The following is a 20,194-nucleotide window of genomic DNA, read 5'->3' on the forward strand; positions in this document are numbered from 1 at the left end:
CTTTTTTCTGCGAAGTATGTATGTTTATGTTACCACGAATCCTTGTTTTGATTAAAAGAGAAGTGTTGATAAGCTGTGAACAATAAAAAGCACCCAAAATAGGGCGCTTTTTTCTTATTGTGCTGAAAGGCTTGTACTTAATGGAACAGAAGAAATGACGGTGAATTTAGGAGCCGCAGCACCAGACTCTAAATTTTTACGTAAAAGCGATGATTTGATTGTTCCATCCCATTTTTTATAGACACTTCCTGAAGTATTCGCACGAAGCTGTACATTCGAGAAACTTGCTTGTGAGTAGCTGTTTGTTCCATTATCTTGGACGCCGTGAACCATTTTGACGACATCGAGGTTTTTCAGACGACTAGGGTTGAAAACAGGCTGCTTATAGCGCAATTTCCCATTGACGTATAGTGACACTGTGCCATCACCATTGTTGATGAGCTTTAAGTTGACACGTGCACCATCCGTAATGCTCTTATTGTACTCACTGTTCCAGTATTGACTGCCGCCTTGTGAGCCGCTGCCAAGAAAGACCTTATAGCCAGAAGACGTTTTTGAAATACCGCTCTCTACAACGGCAGAGCCGAGACCGAGGTACCAGTCTGCATAGCCATTTTTAATAGTGGCTGTTTTCGGCAGCACAATATCAGCAGAGATACCTGACCATTTTGCCTCATCCGTTTGTGTCACAATCGCGCCGTGACGAGGACCAGCTGCTGAGGCAGGGATACTTGATAGCATCAAAACGAAGGCCAAACTTACACTCAAAACGATGAACCACTTTTTCATAAAAATTCCTCCTTAAATTGGATTCACTTTTATTATATAAAATGAAAGAGAGGGGCTACTTACATTCTTCTGGCCGATTTTGGTATTTTTTGTGAACAAAATCGGTCATAAAGTGGTCAACTTGTATTCGAATTGTAATGTGACTGTAAAATAACTGGGGGCATCTTCATGTATAATAAGTGCAGAAACCAAATACGGAGGATTTTTTAATGAATAAAAAGCTTATCGCGACAATCGTAACAGTAGCTAGTTTATTTTTGGCGTTTAGTTTCTCACATGGAGCAAGTGCAAAAAAAGTAAGCGGCAATATTACTTGGTATAATGGTGTCGGTAAAAAGGGCGCAGATGGAAAAAAACTCGGTCATTGGGATGCAGCAACTAAAATGGGATTTGACGTACCGAAAAAAGGTACAAAACTTAGAGTGACAACAAAAGCGAAACCACATAAAGTGATTACAGTATATAAATATGATGTAGGCAGAATGCCAAACGCTGTATTAGACGTCAGTCCAAAAGCATTCAAAGCACTAGGGTATAAAACAAGTAAAGGTGTCGTAAAAGGGCATTACACTTATTAATACATAGTCATGCAAAGAAGCGGGAAAAGTTTATTTTCTGGCTTCTTTTCTTGTAGAGAGGGTCTGAAAGGCAATGAAAAAATCAACATGGTGGATCATCACGGTCATCGGAGTCGCAGTGATTGCGGCAGTCATTTTCTTCATGATGAAGCCGGCGCAAGAGGCGAAACATGCAGGAAAAGTGAAAACGAATCAAGATGCAAAAGACGAATTACTCGTTTCATTTACAGATCAACAGTTAAACAATACGTATTACCTGCATGACCGGGCGCTTCATACGGAGAAACTGACAGCATATCCTTCGATTGCTTATGATTCTACGAAACAGCTTTTATATTACACGTATACGGATGAAGACACACAAAAAGTGAGTATTCGAGAACTGAATGTGAAAACAGATGAAGAAAAAACGCTATTTACGAGTGATGATTCCATCGACAGTATGAGGCTGTCTGGAGACGGGAAACAGTTATATCTCAGGTATAACAAGGATTCTGGCGAACAATTTTATGTCGCTTCTTATGATTTGAATACACAAAAAATGAAGGTGTTATATCCAGAAAAAAGCAAGGATGATACGGTGAGTTCTTTTGCTTATGATCCGGCGTCAAACCTTCTGGCAATCCAGCATTATTCCTTAAAAGAAGATTACAAGAAAACCGATGAAGCGAATGAAAAGGGAAGAGACCCTGAACCAACGACCATGAAGATCACCCTTCAAACAGGTGCGAAGGGGAAGCGTATTACACGTATCTCGCAAACGATCAATGATATTTCATTTTCACCAGATCATAAGACATTGATTTATACAGAAGTGAAGGTGCGAAACGAAAAAGAAGTATCCTCTATTAAGATGCTTGATGTAGAAACCGGAAAAACGACAACACTCGTTAAGAACAGTGAGGATATGCATATTTTAAGTGCCGCACAGCCGCAATTTTCTACGGACGGATCTTCTGTTTATTTCTTAGGTGTTGCTAAAAACGCAAAGGAATTAAAGGATGACACCGGACGAAAAGCAAAGGTAAGAACGATATTTGAATACAATATCAAGAAGAAAACAGTGGAAGCCGCTTGGGAGAAGGATGGCGGAATTGTTAACAATTTCACTGTCAATCGATAAGGGTACGTTCAGTTATTTGATATAACTGGACGTTTTTTTATTTTGCCGCTTGAAATGATGGTGAAATTGAGGAATTCATGGAAGGGAAAGCAATTTTTAAGCAGAGAAACGTGTGGTATTTTCGTATTTTGCTTATGTGACAGAGGAAAAGAAAGAGAGTAATATGAGTGTACATAAAAAAACGAGAGGACACAAGGCTTCTCGTTTTCACTGATTTATTTGGTGTTATTGTCTAGTAAGTTTTGAAAGATAAACAGGGCATTAATGGAGTGAGGGAATCCAGCAACTTTTGTACAGTGCTTAATAATCTCCATGATCTCTATGACAGAAAGTCCGATATGTAATGCTTGTTCAAAATGAGTCTTTAATTCTTCATCACAATCGCCTTTTGTAATGAGGGCAGATAATGTACTGATGGCCTTTTGTTTTTCATCTAAAATGAAGTGGTTGAATTCTTTTTGTTCACCGAGTTCAATTGTTAGCTGTTCAATATTTGACCAAATGCTCTCGTTTTCCTGAATTGAAAGCTTTTCTATGTTACCTGCCGCTGTTTCTTGTGTGACCTGGCAAGTCTCTTTTTCTTCATTCAAATTGAACTCCTCCGTTTTTTATCGCAATTTTCCATTTGTTCGTTCATTGTGGCTTATGTGCCTTTTGATAGATGCAATGGGTATATAGTAGTATTATCGGTTTGCTGCGTCAACTTTTTAAGTATTGAATGTACAAATAAATGCCATTTCAAGTCATGCATTGTTTTTTTAGAATGATTCAATGAAAAGGAAATAAAGGGCTAATATATCGCTGTCTGTTAGCCCTTCGCAATGATTTACTCAATACATGTGTTTACGCATGTGACGGGAGATTAATTTCATTTTACTGGATGATATCCATCGGCCGCATCATGTCATAATCCTCGTGCTCTAATATATGACAATGCCACACATACCTGCCGCTGTATGGAACAAAGCGAGCGATGATCCGAATGACTTCACCGGCATGCGCTTGAATGGTGTCCTTGTAGCCTTGTTCATGTAAAGGAGGGGCTTCGTTCGGTCCTGTATACACAATTTCCCCTGTCGATTGATAGACCTCTGTATCAAATGGTCTTCTGTCTATCACCCTAAATTGAACAAGATGTAAATGAATGGGATGTGTGCCCCTTGTTGGATTGACGATGGACCAAACCTCTACACTGCCAAGCCGAGGATTTTCCGTGACGGGGTCATTCCAAAATTGGTTATCCAGCAATAAAATGGGGCGGCCGTATTTATCCTGTGTACCGGTAAGAGTGAGCGTACGCTCTTTATCAGCTCGACTAGGCCGAAGCGGTGGAAGCGGTTTGAAAATAGGCCGTAATGTTTTAGGTGCTCTCCCTTTTAGCGGCCGTGTGACTTTAAATTGCATGATGTTTGCATCTGTTTCAGGATTCACTTCCTGTCCGCAGCCCGCTTTATTTTTAAGGATGATCGTTTTGTTTTCGTAAGCTGAAAAATCGATGATGACATCAAACCGTTCAGCAGGAGCAATGCTAAAGGATTGATGGTGAACAGGTCTTGGCAAAAAGCCGCCATCAGATCCAATTTGCAAAATCGTAGCATCGTTGTCTAGATGCAGCTCGTAAGTTCTTGTATTGGACGCATTTAAAATACGAAAGCGATATTTACGCGGTTCTACTTCTAAATACGGCCATACTTTTCCATTAACCAAAATGGTTTCTCCGCAAAAGAAGGGCACGATGGACGGATCTGGTATGTCACTGTCTTCTGGCGTGTTGTTTGGTCTGCTTGGATAAAACAGTGCGCCATCCTCCTGAAATGTACGGTCCATGATCATTAACGGAATGTCATACTCATCTTTCGGTAATTCTAGCGATTTTTCAAACGCATCAGAGATCAAATAAAACCCAGCTAAGCCGGCGTACACATTTAATCGTGTCAATGCCATCGCATGATCGTGATACCACAATGTGCAGGCTTGCTGATGATTTGGGTATACGTATACCTCTCGTTCAAAGAAGGGGCCGGTTGCTTCAAAGTCTCGTGAAAACCAAGCCTCTGGATAGCCGTCACTGCTTGCTGGTGTGACGCCGCCATGCAGATGAACGACCGTTTTGACTTCTGGTTCATCATGATGGCCTTCGTGAATGGTGTGATCGACCGGCAGGAAATGCTTCAACGGCAATTTGTTCATCCATTTCACTTTGACTTTTTCATTTCGATTCGCTTGAATGGTGGGACCAGGCAAACTGCCATTATAGGTCCATAGCTTGGTTGGGGGCAGGTCTCTATGAACTTTTAGAAATACCTCCTCCATAGCGATTTCATAATACGTTTGTCTTGGGTTCTTTTTGACGGGCTCCGCGACTTCTGGGATTGGCAGCTCGTCAACAAATTTTTCTAGGTTCATGTTGTCTAATCCTCACTTAAAATCCAATTTGATACAGTATAAGTGCGGACATGAAAATAGGTGAATAAAATAAAAAAACCCGCTTTTCAGCGGGAGCATTACGGATGTTTATTTTCAAGCGCTGCATTTGCAGGCACTTTTTTATTCGGTTTAAAGACGAAATAAGCGGCAAGCACACCGAAGGTAATGATACTTGTCAAAATGAGCTGTGGTCTCATTGATTCGATAAACAGCATCGATGCCAAGATGGCGCAAATGACCAAAATGGTAAAGTACGTGAGATATGGGAACAGCCACATTTTGATTTTGAGCTGCTCTGGATTTTCTTTTTCGATTTTACGGCGCATTCTTAATTGTGAAACAGCAATGACCAAGTAGACAAGAAGGGCAATGGCGCCGGATGCATTGACTAAGAACAAAAAGATGGTTTCAGGATAAAAGTAGTTCATCATGACGGCAATGTAGGAAAAGAAGGTGCCTGCGACTGTAGCCGCTACAGGAACACCACGTTTGCTGATTTTCATAAAGCGTTTCGGTGCTTCGCCTCTTTCCGCTAATGAATAAAGCATTCTGGACGTTGTGTACAACCCAGAGTTTAAACAAGAAAGAACGGCTGTTAAAACAATGACGTTCATGACTTGAGCCGCTGATGGGACACCGATGTATTCTAATACCGCAACGAACGGGCTTGTTAAAATACTCGCTGAATTCCATGGAAGCAAGGTCACAACGACAGCGATGGATCCGACATAGAACACGATGATACGCCATACAACAGAGCGGGTAGCTGTTGTCACAGACTTGACTGGGTCTGCTGATTCTCCGGCCGCTATTGCTACAATCTCGGTTCCCATGAAGGAAAAGATGACGACGACAATTCCGAGTAAAACAGAGCTGAATCCATTTGGAAGGAAACCGCCGTTCCCCGTTAAATTGGCAAGACCTGCAGTATGATGACCGCCAAAACCAAAGATAAATGCAAAACCGATGAGTAGAAAGAGAATAATGCTGACGACTTTTATTAATGAGAACCAGTATTCAAATTCGCCAAAAGATTTAACAGAAAAGATATTCGTTAATGTTAAGAGGATAGTGAGGATAAGACTTGTGAGCCAAACAGGTGCATCTCCATACCAATACTGAATAATGGCAGCACCGGCAATGGCTTCGATGGCGATGACGATGACCCAGAAGAACCAGTAAAGCCAGCCAATTGTAAACCCAGCCCAAGGACCGATGGCATCGCTCGCATATTGTGAGAAGGAACCGCTTGTCGGATAAGCGCATGCCATTTCTCCAAGCATTCTCATAATAAAGATCACTAGAAGTCCGGCAAAAGAATAGGAAAGAATGGCTCCAGGCCCTGCAGAATGAATGACAGCGCCGCTACCAACAAATAGCCCTGCGCCAATAACCCCAGCAATGGAGATCATTGAAATATGTCTTGTTTTCAGATTTTTTTGAAGACCGTTTGTCATGTTGGACATGTCTTTACCTCCAAACATTTCTCTTCATAGAGAAATTGTTTTTAGAATATTTTAAATTTTATCATACTGAATTGTCATTCAGCATTGGACAGGTTATCAAACTGACATTTCAAACCTCTTAACATGATGTTAAAAAGTATAAAGGATTTGAGAGATTATGTTCCCTCTTTTTTCTCAGTTCATTCTTAAAAATTGCATAAGATAGGATGGGGAGAAGTTGTGTCTCAAAATAAAATTATTCTGACAATTTTCTAGAAAGAGTGATATTGCCCATATGTTCATCACAGAGTGAATTGGAAAAAGGTTGATGGGAGTAGGTCTTGAGGTCAATTGACCTTATAAAAATAAGTTTACTTAGGTCAACACATTTCTATGTATCCTATTTTGCTGACACAAGCGAATCATGTTGCTGTAGACCCACACGGGCTTTGCTTTGTAAGATAAATAATAGAAAAGTGATGTGTGAGGAGGCGCGGTTCGACATGGAGCGCTATAACGAATTAAGACAAGGTGAAACAGGTGCTTGGGTCAGCATCATTGCCTATGTGATCTTATCAGCGGTGAAACTTCTAATTGGGTATGTGTTTCATTCAGAGGCTCTTTCGGCAGATGGATTGAATAATACGACGGATATTATTGCATCCCTTGCTGTGTTGATTGGGCTGCGTATTTCTCAAAAGCCGCCTGATGAAGATCATCCATACGGTCATTTTCGAGCAGAGAATATTGCGTCTCTTGTGGCGTCCTTTATTATGATGCTTGTTGGACTTCAGGTTTTGCTGAGTGCGGGCCAGTCGCTCTTCTCATCTGAGCATCAAACGCCCGATATGATCGCAGCTTGGACGGCAGCAGGAAGTGCTGTGGTGATGTACGGCGTGTATATTTACAACCGCAATCTGTCCAAACGGATCAATAGCCAGGCTCTTCATGCAGCAGCAGCTGATAATAAATCAGATGCGTATGTGAGTATTGGAACATTTGTAGGGATTATCGCCTCTCAATTTCAGCTGGCATGGATTGATACGCTTGCAGCGTTTGTCATTGGCCTCATTATTTGTAAAACGGCGTGGGAGATTTTCAGAGATGCTTCTCATTCGTTAACGGACGGTTTTCATATAAAAGATATGTCCAAATATAAAGAGACCATTGAAGCAACACCTGGAGTGGGCGATTTGAAAGATATTAAGGCACGGTATCTCGGAAGTACGGTCCATGTGGATGTAGTAGTGGAGGTCGAGCCGCACTTGAACATTGCAGAAAGCCATGATATTGCAGATGAGATCGAACGTAGAATGAAGAAGGAACATGATATTTTACACTCTCATGTTCATATGGAGCCAGCAGGTGAGACAAAAGAAGAGAAGAAGTCTTTTCCATCGTGAGAAGGCTTCTTTTTTTCTACATGCTGATGTTTTATGCAAATGCGCGTTGTATGGTAAAGTTAGACTATATGAAATTTAACGGAAACGTGATAGGAGGATCAGGATGGCATTTGATGAACCGATGCATTCAGATTTACAAAAAATCGTAGATAACATCAATAAAGTCATGGTTGGGAAAAAAGACATTGCGATATTAAGCCTTGTTGCGATTTTGGCGAAGGGGCATGTGCTACTCGAGGATGTGCCTGGTGTTGGGAAGACGATGATGGTTCGTGCTTTGGCAAAATCGATTGGCTGTGAGTTTAAGCGAATCCAATTCACTCCTGACCTTTTGCCTTCAGATGTAACAGGTGTGTCGATTTATAATAAAAAGACAAATGAATTTGAATTTAGGCAAGGACCGATTATGGGGCAGATTATTTTGGCTGATGAGATCAACCGGACCTCTCCTAAAACACAGTCGGCATTGCTCGAAGCGATGGAGGAAGGCAGTGTCACAGTGGACGGAGAAACAATGCGGCTTGCGGATCCTTTTTTCGTCATGGCGACGCAGAATCCAGTGGAATATGAAGGGACCTATCCGCTGCCAGAAGCGCAAATGGACCGGTTTTTATTCAAGCTGCAGATGGGATATCCGACCATGCTGGAGGAGCTGGAGGTGCTCAACTTGCAGGAAAAGCAGTCCCCGATTGATACACTTCAAGCTGTCATGACAAAGGAACATATTCATGCGTTGCAGCAAGCTGTTCAGACCATTCATGTGGATGCATCCATTAAAGAATATATTGTGGAAATTGCTCAAGCGACGCGGCAGCATCCATCTGTTTATTTAGGTGTGAGTCCAAGGGGATCGATCGCCCTCATGAAAGCGGCTCAGGCGTATGCGCTGTTGAATCAGCGAGATTATGTGATTCCTGATGATGTACAGTATTTGGCGCCATATACATTGCCGCATCGAATGATTTTGACTTCAGAAGCGACGTATGAAGGGAAGAAGGCGGAGACACTGCTGCGACAAATGCTTGAGCAAATTGGCGTGCCAGTTCAAAAGTCGATGACTCAATGAAGTCACGTCATCGTTTCGCTGTTTCATTATGGTTACGGGTGATGATGCTCATCATCCTCACTGCGGCAGCCTTTTGTTATGCCATGTTTCAGGGAGGGTTTGTGAGTTGGTTCCTTTTTTATGCATTTTTACCATATACTTTGTATGCTTTGATGTTTGCGCTCATTCCGCTGCGCGCGACAGTCAAAAGGACATTACAGCAAACCCGATTGAAGGCGGGAGACGTGCTGTCCGTTGACCTTGAAATCAAGCGGACAAATCCATTTCCATACGTTTACGTCTTGATTGAGGATGATCCGCCGGACACCTTTCATTTACAGGAACAAATTGAAATGAAGCAAATGCTGTTTCCTTGGTTTCGGAAAACGTGGCGTTTTTCCTATCAATTGAATGATGTCAAGCGCGGGGAACATCATTTGTCAGCGGTTCGAATCAAAACGGGCGATATGTTTGGTTTTGTGGAGAAAGAAGTGATCATTCCGTTAGAAAAAAAGCTGCTTGTCTATCCGAAAATACTCGATCTTCAGGTGGAGTCTGCTGAGTCAGTGAATGAAAATGGAGGCAAAGCGGTTCACTCGTGGTTAAATGAACCGACCCATGTGACAACAGGCGTACGGGAATACCAGCAAGGAGACCGTTTTGCTTGGGTGGACTGGAAGACGACGGCTAGAAGGGGTCAGCTGATGACGAAGGAATTTGAACAGAATCAAACAAAGGATCTTGTCGTGTTTGCTGATTTTACAGATGAAGCGGTTTTTGAGACCGTCGTGTCTATTGCAGCTTCTGTTCTCCAAACGGCAGTGAAAAAAGGGGTGCCTTCAGGTTTTGTACCTCTAGGAGATCAGCATGCCTTTCGAGTGGATCAAGGAGAACTTCATTTACAGGACATGCTCTATTATTTAACAAGGGTGCAGCATCAACATTCTCGCGCACAAGAATATAAGACGTTAGCAGCGAGTGAGTACCAGCACTCTGGAAAATATGTCGTCACGGGTCAGCTGCAAGAAGAGCTTGCTGCGAGCCTCTTTGGAAATCGAAACAGAAAGAACATCACTGTTCTTTTAGTGAAGAGAGCTTTGGATCGCTTCACGACAAAAGAAAAACAGCTTGTAGACCGGCTCAAGGCATCTGGAATACGCACGACCCTTTTATTTGAAGACCGGCTGCACGAAAGAACTGTGAGGTGACAAACATTTATGCTGGATACGCATCAGCGGCAAAGCCGTTTTGAGTTGTTCATCTATTATGCTGTAGCATTTCTGCTGCTTTGGGAGTGGCTTCGTCCGCTTCAAGACTTTACAGAGACGAGTCATACGTCTTATTTCATCATTTTTATAGGGCTTACGTGTTTGTTTACATTCTTTCGTTTGAAGTGGTATGTGACGTTTCCTATTTGTACTGGCATGATCTTGCTCGCCTTATATTTGATCTTTTATCAAGCAGAGCCAAGCTATCCGGCTGCATTATTTGCTGATATCAAAGATAATATCACCTTCATGAGCACAGGCATGTGGAGTGACATGTACCCGTCCTTCCGCACATTATTGTTTTATATTTTGCTGTGGCTGCTTGTCTACTTGCTTCATTATTGGGTGGTCTATCAGCAGCGTATCTTTTTCTTTTTACTCATGACGATTGTGTATGTCACGATTCTTGATACGTTTACGCCATATGATGCTGCCTTTGCGATCGTTCGCATTATGGTGTTTGGTTTTTGTTTGCTTGGGTTGCTGTATTTCGATCGACTGCGTTCGGCTGAAGGCATCCGAGTGTCACAGAAGGCGCGTCTAAAATGGTTTTTGCCCATGTTGGCGCTCGTTCTTCTATCAGCGGCACTCGGCGCTTCTTTGCCAAAGTCTGATCCGAAATGGCCTGATCCTGTCCCGTTTTTTAAGGCGGTGACGAATCAAGATAACGCAGCCGGGCAGAATAAGGTGGGATATAGTGCAGATGATTCGGCGCTTGGCGGACCGTTTAGTGAGGATCGCACACCGGTCTTTAAATGGAGCGGAAAGGAGCCGTCTTACTTTCGTGTCGAAACAAAAAGCATCTACACAGGAAAGGGCTGGGAGGATGCCTCAAATGATACAAAGCCTACTCGGCTAAAGGACGATGATGTGCCAAATCGTTGGTTTACCGAGCGTGTAAAAACAGAGGTGCACGAAACGAGAGTCGATATGGAATCTGACTATCGATTTAATCATGCCGTCTATCCAATTGGGACGATCACACTGATGCCAATGGAAAATATTCCGCTGCAAATGATGGGGAAAACGGAGAAAATTGTCCCATCCATTCAAAATCCACCGAAAAATTTAGGGAACTACCAAGTCAGCTTCTTATCGCCTACATTTATCCTTGAGGATTTGCAGAGCATCAAAGTACCGACGAAGCAGAAAGTCAATCAGGAGGTTGGCCGTGAATACTTGCAGCTTCCTTCCTCATTACCAGAGCGAGTGAAAACATTGGCAAACAGCTTAACGGAAACGAAGGATAATATGTACGATAAGGCTAAAGCGATTGAGGACTACTTAGGGTCAGCGAAGTTTTCATATGAAACGCAAAATGTCGCTGTGCCTGGTCGTAATGAAGATTATGTGGATCAATTTTTGTTTGATACGATGATCGGCTACTGTGATAATTTTTCATCCTCTATGATTGTGATGCTTCGTTCGATCGGGATTCCGGCGAGATGGGTGAAAGGATATACGTCAGGTCAGTTATATGAAACACAGATGGATGGAAACAATGTGTATGAAGTGACCAATAACAATGCGCATTCATGGGTAGAGGTTTATTTTCCAAACAGAGGCTGGGTCACCTTCGAACCGACTAAAGGATTTACGAACCCACAGACATTTACGAATGAAGCCGTTTCAAGCGATCAAACGGATGATCAAAAGGAAGAAGATCAGCCTAGCTCTGATGCACGCGAAGATCAGCCGGCAGAACAGCCGCAGCAGCAGGAGACAGAGCAGCCGGCAGAACCAAAGAAACAAACAGCACAAGCAAAGCCAAGTATGGTGCATGTTGGTTCAATCTTGGGTTTTGCGGCAGGAGCTATGGTCTTTCTTGGATTGATGAGCTGGCTGCTTTATCGATTCAGAGCAAGATGGCTGCCATTCTTTATAGTGAGAAAGGTGAAACGTCTGCCAGAGGAGGAAGCATTCTTCTATGCGTATGCGGCTCTATTAAAGCAGCTGAAGCGCAGGGGAATTGAGAAAAAAACAGGCATGACGCTAAGAGAATTCGCTTCTTTGATCGATGACAAGGATGGAGATCATCGCATGTCAGAGCTGACGCAGCTCTATGAGCGGGCACTCTATCGACGAGAGGATGTGTCGGCGCTTTGGCGGCAGTCGGCAAAGTTATGGGAAAATTTAATAAACAGGAGATAGTCTTGACCCCGTACCTTCCTGTTGTTAGAATAGGTGAATATTAAAACCTTCTAAAATACATGAAATTGAAGCGTTCGGATGTGAGTCTGGGCGCTTCAAAAACGTGATTCACACTGAGAGCAGGTTTTCTCCTCTCATTTTTTCTGTGCGTTTATAAAAAACTATATTGGACATAGAGGTGACACCATGACAAATTTAGTAAATGAAATGATTTTGGTTCTAGATTTCGGCAGTCAGTACAATCAGCTGATCACACGCCGTATTCGTGAATTTGGTGTGTACAGTGAGCTTCATCCGCACACTTTAACTGCTGAAGAAATTAAAGAAATGGCGCCTAAAGGAATCATCCTTTCTGGCGGACCGAACAGTGTTTATGATGAAGGATCTTTCCGCTGTGATGAAAAGATTTTTGATCTAGACATTCCGGTTCTAGGCATTTGCTACGGCATGCAGCTCATGACTCACTATTTAGGCGGGAAAGTAGAAGCAGCAAGCCAGCGTGAATATGGAAAAGCAGATATCCACATTAATGGAACGCCTGCTTTATTCAAAGACCTTCCGACTGATCAAGTCGTTTGGATGAGCCATGGTGACCTCGTTGTTGAAGTACCAGAAGGCTTTACAGTTGATGCAACAAGTGCACATTGTCCAAACTCAGCGATGAGCTTAGCTGAGAAGAATTTCTATGGCGTTCAGTTCCACCCAGAGGTTCGTCACTCTGAGTACGGAAATGACCTATTGAAAAACTTTGTCTTCGGCGTGTGTGACTGCGATGGCAAATGGTCAATGGAGAACTTCATTGAAATCGAAATGCAGAAAATCCGTGAAACAGTAGGCGACAAACAAGTATTGTGCGCACTAAGCGGCGGTGTGGATTCATCTGTTGTGGCTGTATTGATCCACAAAGCCATCGGCGATCAGCTGACATGTATTTTCGTTGACCACGGTCTTCTTCGCAAAGGCGAAGCAGAAGGGGTTATGAAAACATTTAGCGAAGGTTTCAACATGAACGTGATTAAAGTAGATGCGAAAGATCGTTTCTTAAACAAGCTAAAAGGTGTGTCTGATCCTGAGCAAAAACGTAAAATCATCGGTAACGAATTCATCTATGTATTCGATGATGAATCGGACAAGCTAAAAGGAATCGACTACTTAGCACAAGGAACACTTTATACAGACATTATTGAGAGCGGAACAGCAACGGCACAAACAATCAAATCTCATCACAACGTAGGCGGTCTTCCAGAAGACATGCAGTTCGAATTGATTGAGCCTTTGAATACACTATTCAAGGATGAAGTCCGTGCCCTAGGTTCAGAGCTGGGCATTCCTGACGACATCGTCTGGAGACAGCCATTCCCAGGTCCAGGACTAGGTATCCGTGTACTAGGTGAAATTTCTGAAGAAAAACTAGAAATCGTCCGTGAATCGGATGCGATTCTACGCGAAGAAATTGCCAACTTCGGACTTGAGCGCGACATCTGGCAATACTTCACGGTTCTCCCAGACATCCGCAGCGTAGGCGTCATGGGTGACGCAAGAACATACGACTACACAATCGGTATCCGTGCTGTTACTTCGATTGATGGGATGACGAGTGACTGGGCAAGAATCCCTTGGGATGTGCTTGAAAAGATCTCGACTCGTATCGTAAATGAAGTGAAGCATATTAACCGCGTGGTGTATGATATTACGAGTAAGCCGCCTGCTACGATTGAGTGGGAATAATTGTAAAAGAGCTAGAAACCTTTGTGTATCAATGGTTTCTAGCTCTTTTTTATTTTTAACTGTACTTTTCCCTTCCGTCTTCATGTGTTCATTCATCATTCCATCCCTTACACACATCAATCCATTGTGAATAACCGGAGTATTTTTCTAATTGTTTTATTGTGAGTTCAATAGCACTGTTACTGCTCCCGCAGGCTGGATAGACTGTCTCAAAACGTTTTAGTGAAATATCTAAATAAACAGAAACGCCATTCTTTAAAGCAAAAGGACATACTCCGCCAATTTCATGACCGACCAAGTCAACGACCTCATGAGGAGAAAGCATTTTAGCTTTTGTTTTAAAATATTCCTTGAATTTTTTGTTATCAACTTTTGCATCGCCAGAGGTCACAACTAAAATAGCTTGTCCATTTACTAGAAAGGAGAGTGTTTTTGCGATTCTTTCAGGTTCGCAGCCCAATGCAGAAGCAGCCAAGTCTACGGTGGCACTAGACACTGAAAATTCTTGAATTCGAGTATCCATATCATATTGTTTAAAATAATCTTTTACTTGTTTGATGGACATTATCATTTCTCCCTCTTTATTATCTATTATTTAATCGATATTGATGTGGTGTTAGGTGATACTTTCTCTTAAATAAACGAATGAAATGCTCTACATTTTGATAACCAACGGCTGCCGCAATATGATCTACTTGTGAATTGCTGCCAGTGAGCATTTCGCAGGCTTTTTCCAATCTTATTTCTTGTCTAATCTCACTAAATGATTTGCCAAGCTTACGAGCTATATATTTTGACAGATAAGATTGTGAAAGGTTAAATTTCTCTGCCATCTCCTGGATGGTGATATGCTCACAACATTGCTGAATATATTGGAGCATTTGAATAATACGTATATCACGATATTGTTTGACCTGATTTACGTTCATATGACTTGGTTTGAATCTTAATAAGAGACATAATAATATCTCAAACAAATTATTCATAATCAACTGGTAACTAGGAAACCGATTATAATTTTCTGTAAATAGTTGAAGAGAGCAGTCTAGCAAATGTTTATCCAAGTGACTATGGAAAATAAGAATATTTTTATTTTCTTTTATATACAATGCATTCAAAAAGAATTCTGAAATGACATTATTTCCTTTTAACATTTTAAAAAACACTTTTTGAAAAGTACTCTTACGGATCATGATTTGCATGGCGATTGTATTCTCCATTACAATTGGCTTGTGTATGGTGTCAGGTGGAATAAAGGCAATATCTCCTGATTTTAAAGTCATTTTTTTGTCTTCCACTTCTACATACATCTCATTTTCCAGAACATAGATCATTTCAAAGAAATCATGGATAGCCGACAATTGAGGCATAAAACGGCTATACTTTCTCACTTCGATATCTTTCTCCTGATCTAACCACATGGTATCTTCCTTTTCAAATTCGTTCTGCCCTTTTTGCAAAAATTCTTCTATATATATTTGCTTATGCATTAAATTGTGTTTATCATAATCCTTCAAAAATAATTGCAATGATTGATTGTCATGCTTTTTCTGTTGGTATTGTTGATAAAAGATTTCTTGCTCGTTATATTCTCTTAAATATTGCATCACTTCATGTTTTTCAAGTTTATCTTTTTCCATCTACATCCAAACCTCTAGTTTATTTACTGCAACCACCAGGGCCTTCACTGTTGCTTCTATAATATCTTTATCAATTCCAGCACCCCAATGCATTTTTCCTTGATATGAAATTCCAATCTGTGCACAGGCTTTTGCTTGGGAATCTTTGCCCAAAGAATTCTGTTCATAGACTTCCAAAACATACTCGAGATGAAAATATGCTTTTAACGCATTACTGATGGCATCTAAACTTCCAGTGCCAGTTCCTTGTATTTCAATTTGTTGATTATCTCTCAGCAAAGTTAAGGTGACTTCCTGCTTCTCTCCTTTATGAAATTGATAATCAAGCAGCTGGAAATGAGGGTGATAATCAACATACTGTTCTTTAAAAACATGATATATTTCTTCGACAGACAATTCCTTACTTGCCTGATCAGATACTTTCTTCGCTTCATATCCCATGGCTTCGTTCATTTGATAAGGAAGTTGAATGCCATAATTTGTTTCTAGTATATAGCCTATGCCGCCTTTTCCAGACTGGCTATTGATTCGAATCACATCCGTTTGATAATTCCTACCCAAGTCAACTGGATCTACTGGGATATACGGAACGTCCCATTTATCAACTTTATTTTCTTTTCTATATTTCATACCTTTAGATATCGCATCTTGATGTGAACCAGAGAATGCGGTGAAAACCATCTCCCCAGAATAGGGCTGCCTCTCGGGAACAGTGATTTTTGTTAGTTTTTCATATTTTTTACGAATAGCTTCTAGGTTATTGAAATTCAATTTTGGATCATAACCTTGTGAATACATATTCATCGCCAAGGTAATTAAGTCTACATTCCCTGTACGTTCACCGATACCAAATAATGTACCTTCGACTCTTTCTGCGCCAGCTAGAGCACCAAATTCTGCATCACTCACCCCAGAGCCACGGTCATTATGAGGATGAACAGATAATGTCACACTGTCTCGGTAAGACAGATTTTTGTGTATATACTCAATCTGACTTGCAAAGATATGAGGCATTGAATATTCAACTGTTGTCGGAATATTGATGATCGCTTTATGATTTGGTGTCGGTTTCCAAATATCTAAAACACTATTACAAATATCTAACGCATAATCAACTTCTGTTCCTGGAAAGCTTTCAGGACTATATTGAAAATAAATATCACTATTTGTTTTTTCGGCAAGTTCTTTTACTAAAATAGCTCCATCAATGGCAATTTGTTTAATTTCATCTTTTGTTTTCTTAAATACCTGTCTGCGCTGCGCTTCTGAAGTCGAATTATATAAATGAACAATCGCTTTCGGTACTCCCTTAATGGCTTCGAAGGTTCGGCGGATAATATGCTCTCTCGCTTGTGTGATCACCATAATCGTGACATCGTCTGGAATCATATGATGATCAATCAGTGTCCGTAATAGCCTAAACTCCGTATCAGAAGCAGCTGGAAATGCGATCTCAATTTCTTTAAAACCTATCTCTACTAATAACTGAAACATTTCCAATTTTTCTTCTAAGTTCATAGGAATAGGTAATGCTTGATTACCATCCCGCAAGTCCACACTGCACCATATCGGAGCACTTTCTAATGTTTCTTTCTTCACCCAATCATAAGTAAGGTTCGGTGGCAAAAAGTATTTCTTTTCGTATTTTTTGTGGTTAAACATCATCGATTCCTCCTAGAAAATAGAATATAAAAAAAGCCTTTCATCCCCAATATTTACCTTGGAGACGAAAGACTTCTTCTTACGCGGTACCACCCCTGTTTCATGATAAACAAACATTATCATGCCCTTATTCGGATACAGATTGTTTGATCTTATATCCTTCCCATATAACGGTGGGGTGCCGACCTTAACTACATCAATACTTTTCATTTCACTAAGGCTACTCTAAGGTGAGTTCCCTGCTTTTTTGTTATTGCTTCTCATCAACCAGCAACTTTCTGAAAACATTTCGGCAAGTACTATTCCTTATCATCGCATTCTAATTTTTCTGATTTTTTCTATTATACCAAGTCTACAAAAAAGAGATAGTGATAGGGATATCTTTTTTAATTGATTTTTTTTGTTCTATGGGTGCTTATCTTTAATCCTCTTCACCAAATAAAATTCCAAGGCCACAAATAAAGGTGAGTGAATTCATAGCGAACAATAAAATCGCACCAATTTTTTTCATGGCAATTAACCTCCTCTTAAATTCAGTCTGCTAGCCTTCAAAATTTAAATTCACTGGTTCATCCTCTAAATGATCCACGGTATTTTGTTCTGTCACTGGCACACTTTCATCTACAATTTTAAAACTAAGTTCGTCCATCCAAATGTGACCTGGACCATGTAGTAATATGCCAAACGCAATGACTTCACTTTTGACTGGAACATCCAATACTACACTAAAATGATTCCAGCCGTTTGTTCCTGTAATGGGACGGTTCATCATGTTGTCAAACGCAAGAACTTCACCTGAAGAATGGTCAATCCTCATCCATAAACCAGCTGAACCTTTCACATCTTCGCTTTTGACAAAAGCAGAAAATTGAAGGCGTTCTCCACGGTAACGATCAGACTTAATTTGCTGCATCAAGGTCGCAAATCCTCGTGCTTTTTCATCCTTTGACTTCAGGTAAGCGGAGTACGTACCACTGTGTACAATTCTGTCATCCAAACCTGTTTCATAGTCAGATGGTGTTTCTCCCGTCATAATCCAGCCGGTAGGTGTGTTCTTATTTGCAGCCATATTCATTTCCTCCTTATCAATGACATTCCTTAGTAATCTCCGATAACGTGCGGGTGACATATCATAGATCTTCTTAAAGGCTCTAGTGAAGGATTCCTGTGAACCAAATCGATACTGCAATGCAATGTCAATCACCCTTTGGTCCGTATGAATTAAATCCTTCGCCGCTTGGGTCATTCGACGTTCCCTTATATAATCGACAACTGACTTCTTAATCACTTTTTTGAATATACGGTGAAAGTGAAACCTAGAATAACCAGCGTGTTTCGCTAGAGTTTGAAGTGGTAAATCATCTTTCAGATGCTGTTCAATATAATTCAATGTTTCTTGAATCGTTTTCTCATGTTCTTGATAGGACAACCGAGCACCTCCTTGCCTTACGAGTTTAGTATAGCGGAAATGCTTTGTAGGAAACTTGACTTTTTGTGCTATGTTGTAATTTTAGAATGGACCTTCTAGTCCTAGGTTTAGGACTGGGTATCCGTGTACTGGGTGGAGTTTCTGAAGAAAATCTAGAAATCGTCCGAGAATAAGATTTAATTCTACTCGAAGAAATTGCCACCTTGGGCTTTGAGTGAGATATCTGACAATATTTTAAGGTTCTCCCAGACATCCGCAACAAAGGTGCCATGGATGACGCCAGAATATACGACTAAACAATTGGTATCGGTGCTTTCACTTTGATTAATGGCAAGACGAGTGATTGGCCTGAAATTATTTGGAATGTGCTTAGAAAACTCAATTCGTATCGTGAATCAAATGCTGTGAAATAAATTTTTTTTAGTTATTCTCATGGAGAAGCCCTCCAAGTCAGTTTCACCAACTTATAAACAAAATTATGAGTCTTAATAATAGCAGGCATTGGTTTCATTTGATACAATTAATTATAGTAATTATTTCCAATATATAAAATAAATTGAAATAAATCTACCTAGTAAGAATAATCAATTTATATTCAAAGGAATACATACTTCGAACGATGTTAAAAAAAGATTTTTTCAGAGTTTAGGGTTTCATCCGTGATAATGATTTAATTACAGTTTCAGCAGAACTAATATTACTACTGCATTAATGGAACGCTCAATGTCCGATATAAGTGGTGTTGATAAGAATATTTGGAGCGAAATTATTCTTTCATACGTTAAATTTTCAAATATAAAGTTTGATATAAACGAACCAGATATATTTTTGTTATCTGAAGCTGACTATAGCTGGGCTAAAGAAATCTATTATAGTTTGCTTGAGTGCAGAAATCAGCAAGATGTTAAATACACCGTATTATGTTGCTTGTTACTTAAAGCATTTTTGGTGAAACAAGATAAGAAAATCAAAAATAAACTAGAAGTTATATTGCAGTATTCATTAGATGTATTGAATGTTTATTTAGAATCTGATAAATCTATTGAAAAAACTTTTCAGAAAATAAAAGGGTACTCTAAAAAAACTGTTGAGCGCATTTTAAATACAGTTTGGGATATTTACCATGTAAGATTAATAGAACAATCTTTTTTTAAGATAATAGTAATAAGGAAGAGATATTTTTATCATATTTCAGTTCAAGAGATGATGCTTTTAATGAGTTATCTAAAATAAATCAAATAAAGATTTTTGTAATTAATGATGGAAGACCGCTTGCAATTCGAGATATAGGTATAAAAGATATTTGTAACGACGAATTTTACAATGAGCTTTCATTCTTCATTTTTATTGCTATTTTTGAGCATTCTTCTCTGTTTTGATTTATTAGCCATATCGATCCTACAAATATAGACATCCCAAACATCTTTAAAATAAAACTTGTCAAAAATGTATATCCTTCAATTTCAATACCTAGCATAATTGTGGCTATTATGATTCCTATAAAAC

General features: G+C 40.3%; 16 protein-coding genes, 1 pseudogene and 1 other annotated feature. Of the genes and pseudogenes, 9 read left to right on the forward strand and 8 right to left on the reverse strand.

Annotated elements, in window-relative coordinates; translation table 11 throughout:
- Positions 1-114 precede the first annotated feature (114 nt).
- Positions 115-789, reverse strand: a complete 675-nt coding sequence (locus tag C6Y01_RS14210; protein ID WP_106038362.1) for a hypothetical protein — start codon at positions 787-789, stop codon at positions 115-117.
- Between the two features lie 209 nt (positions 790-998).
- Here C6Y01_RS14210 and C6Y01_RS14215 point away from each other — a divergent pair, with 209 nt between their 5' ends.
- Positions 999-1,367 (forward strand): RlpA-like double-psi beta-barrel domain-containing protein, encoded by a 369-nt coding sequence (locus C6Y01_RS14215; protein ID WP_003213878.1) that lies wholly within the window; start codon positions 999-1,001, stop codon positions 1,365-1,367.
- A 73-nt stretch (positions 1,368-1,440) separates the two neighbouring features.
- Entirely contained in the window at positions 1,441-2,490 is a 1,050-nt protein-coding gene (locus tag C6Y01_RS14220; protein WP_034664845.1) for a hypothetical protein, read from the forward strand.
- Between the two features lie 215 nt (positions 2,491-2,705).
- Here C6Y01_RS14220 and C6Y01_RS14225 read toward each other — a convergent pair whose 3' ends face one another.
- The 3 genes from C6Y01_RS14225 to gabP form a co-directional block, all read right to left on the reverse strand.
- A complete protein-coding gene (locus C6Y01_RS14225) occupies positions 2,706-3,080 on the reverse strand; it encodes a carboxymuconolactone decarboxylase family protein (RefSeq protein ID WP_034664837.1) in 375 nt (124 codons plus the stop codon).
- 283 nt (positions 3,081-3,363) lie between these two features.
- A complete protein-coding gene (locus C6Y01_RS14230; protein ID WP_106038363.1) occupies positions 3,364-4,896 on the reverse strand; it encodes a multicopper oxidase family protein in 1,533 nt (510 codons plus the stop codon).
- 98 nt (positions 4,897-4,994) lie between these two features.
- Positions 4,995-6,383: a GABA permease gene (gene gabP, locus C6Y01_RS14235; protein ID WP_034664831.1), complete on the reverse strand. Its 1,389-nt coding sequence runs from the start codon at positions 6,381-6,383 to the stop codon at positions 4,995-4,997.
- A gap of 482 nt (positions 6,384-6,865) precedes the next feature.
- On the opposite strand from gabP, the gene C6Y01_RS14240 reads away from it, so the two are divergent.
- The 5 genes from C6Y01_RS14240 (at position 6,866) to guaA (ending at position 13,957) form a co-directional block, all read left to right on the forward strand.
- Positions 6,866-7,765: a cation diffusion facilitator family transporter gene (locus tag C6Y01_RS14240; protein ID WP_106038364.1), complete on the forward strand. Its 900-nt coding sequence runs from the start codon at positions 6,866-6,868 to the stop codon at positions 7,763-7,765.
- Between the two features lie 103 nt (positions 7,766-7,868).
- Positions 7,869-8,831: an AAA family ATPase gene (locus C6Y01_RS14245; RefSeq protein ID WP_106038365.1), complete on the forward strand. Its 963-nt coding sequence runs from the start codon at positions 7,869-7,871 to the stop codon at positions 8,829-8,831.
- On the forward strand, positions 8,828-10,018 hold the full coding sequence (locus C6Y01_RS14250) for a DUF58 domain-containing protein (RefSeq protein ID WP_106038366.1): 1,191 nt from the start codon (positions 8,828-8,830) through the stop codon (positions 10,016-10,018). The genes C6Y01_RS14245 and C6Y01_RS14250 overlap by 4 nt, the downstream gene beginning before the upstream one ends.
- Positions 10,019-10,027: 9 nt before the next feature.
- Positions 10,028-12,229, forward strand: coding sequence for a DUF4129 domain-containing transglutaminase family protein (locus tag C6Y01_RS14255; RefSeq protein ID WP_106038367.1), 2,202 nt, complete (start codon positions 10,028-10,030; stop codon positions 12,227-12,229).
- A 186-nt stretch (positions 12,230-12,415) separates the two neighbouring features.
- Positions 12,416-13,957, forward strand: coding sequence for a glutamine-hydrolyzing GMP synthase (guaA, locus tag C6Y01_RS14260; RefSeq protein ID WP_060595666.1), 1,542 nt, complete (start codon positions 12,416-12,418; stop codon positions 13,955-13,957).
- A gap of 88 nt (positions 13,958-14,045) precedes the next feature.
- On the opposite strand, the gene C6Y01_RS14265 is transcribed toward guaA, so the two are convergent.
- From C6Y01_RS14265 to C6Y01_RS14280, 4 genes are all read right to left on the reverse strand, one after another.
- Complete coding sequence (locus C6Y01_RS14265; protein WP_106038368.1) at positions 14,046-14,522, reverse strand: YbaK/EbsC family protein; 477 nt, start codon at positions 14,520-14,522, stop codon at positions 14,046-14,048.
- Between the two features lie 19 nt (positions 14,523-14,541).
- Positions 14,542-15,597, reverse strand: coding sequence for a helix-turn-helix domain-containing protein (locus tag C6Y01_RS14270; RefSeq protein ID WP_095286051.1), 1,056 nt, complete (start codon positions 15,595-15,597; stop codon positions 14,542-14,544).
- The gene (locus tag C6Y01_RS14275; protein ID WP_095286050.1) at positions 15,598-17,259 is read right to left on the reverse strand and encodes a 2-isopropylmalate synthase; all 1,662 of its coding nucleotides are present in this window, start codon (positions 17,257-17,259) and stop codon (positions 15,598-15,600) included. It lies immediately after the preceding gene.
- A gap of 57 nt (positions 17,260-17,316) precedes the next feature.
- Positions 17,317-17,581: a binding site (T-box leader), on the reverse strand.
- 219 nt (positions 17,582-17,800) lie between these two features.
- The gene (locus tag C6Y01_RS14280) at positions 17,801-18,688 is read right to left on the reverse strand and encodes a helix-turn-helix domain-containing protein (RefSeq protein WP_095286048.1); all 888 of its coding nucleotides are present in this window, start codon (positions 18,686-18,688) and stop codon (positions 17,801-17,803) included.
- Between the two features lie 104 nt (positions 18,689-18,792).
- Between C6Y01_RS14280 and C6Y01_RS19140 the strand changes: the two are divergent.
- Both C6Y01_RS19140 and C6Y01_RS14290 read left to right on the forward strand, forming a co-directional pair.
- Positions 18,793-19,101: pseudogene (locus C6Y01_RS19140) on the forward strand (GMP synthase (glutamine-hydrolyzing)); the annotation flags it as partial.
- 310 nt (positions 19,102-19,411) lie between these two features.
- Positions 19,412-19,921 (forward strand): hypothetical protein, encoded by a 510-nt coding sequence (locus C6Y01_RS14290; protein ID WP_095286047.1) that lies wholly within the window; start codon positions 19,412-19,414, stop codon positions 19,919-19,921.
- Positions 19,922-20,194 lie beyond the last annotated feature (273 nt).

Origin of the sequence: Bacillus sp. NMCC46 (assembly GCF_002998465.1) — a bacterium.
GTDB lineage: Bacteria > Bacillota > Bacilli > Bacillales > Bacillaceae > Bacillus.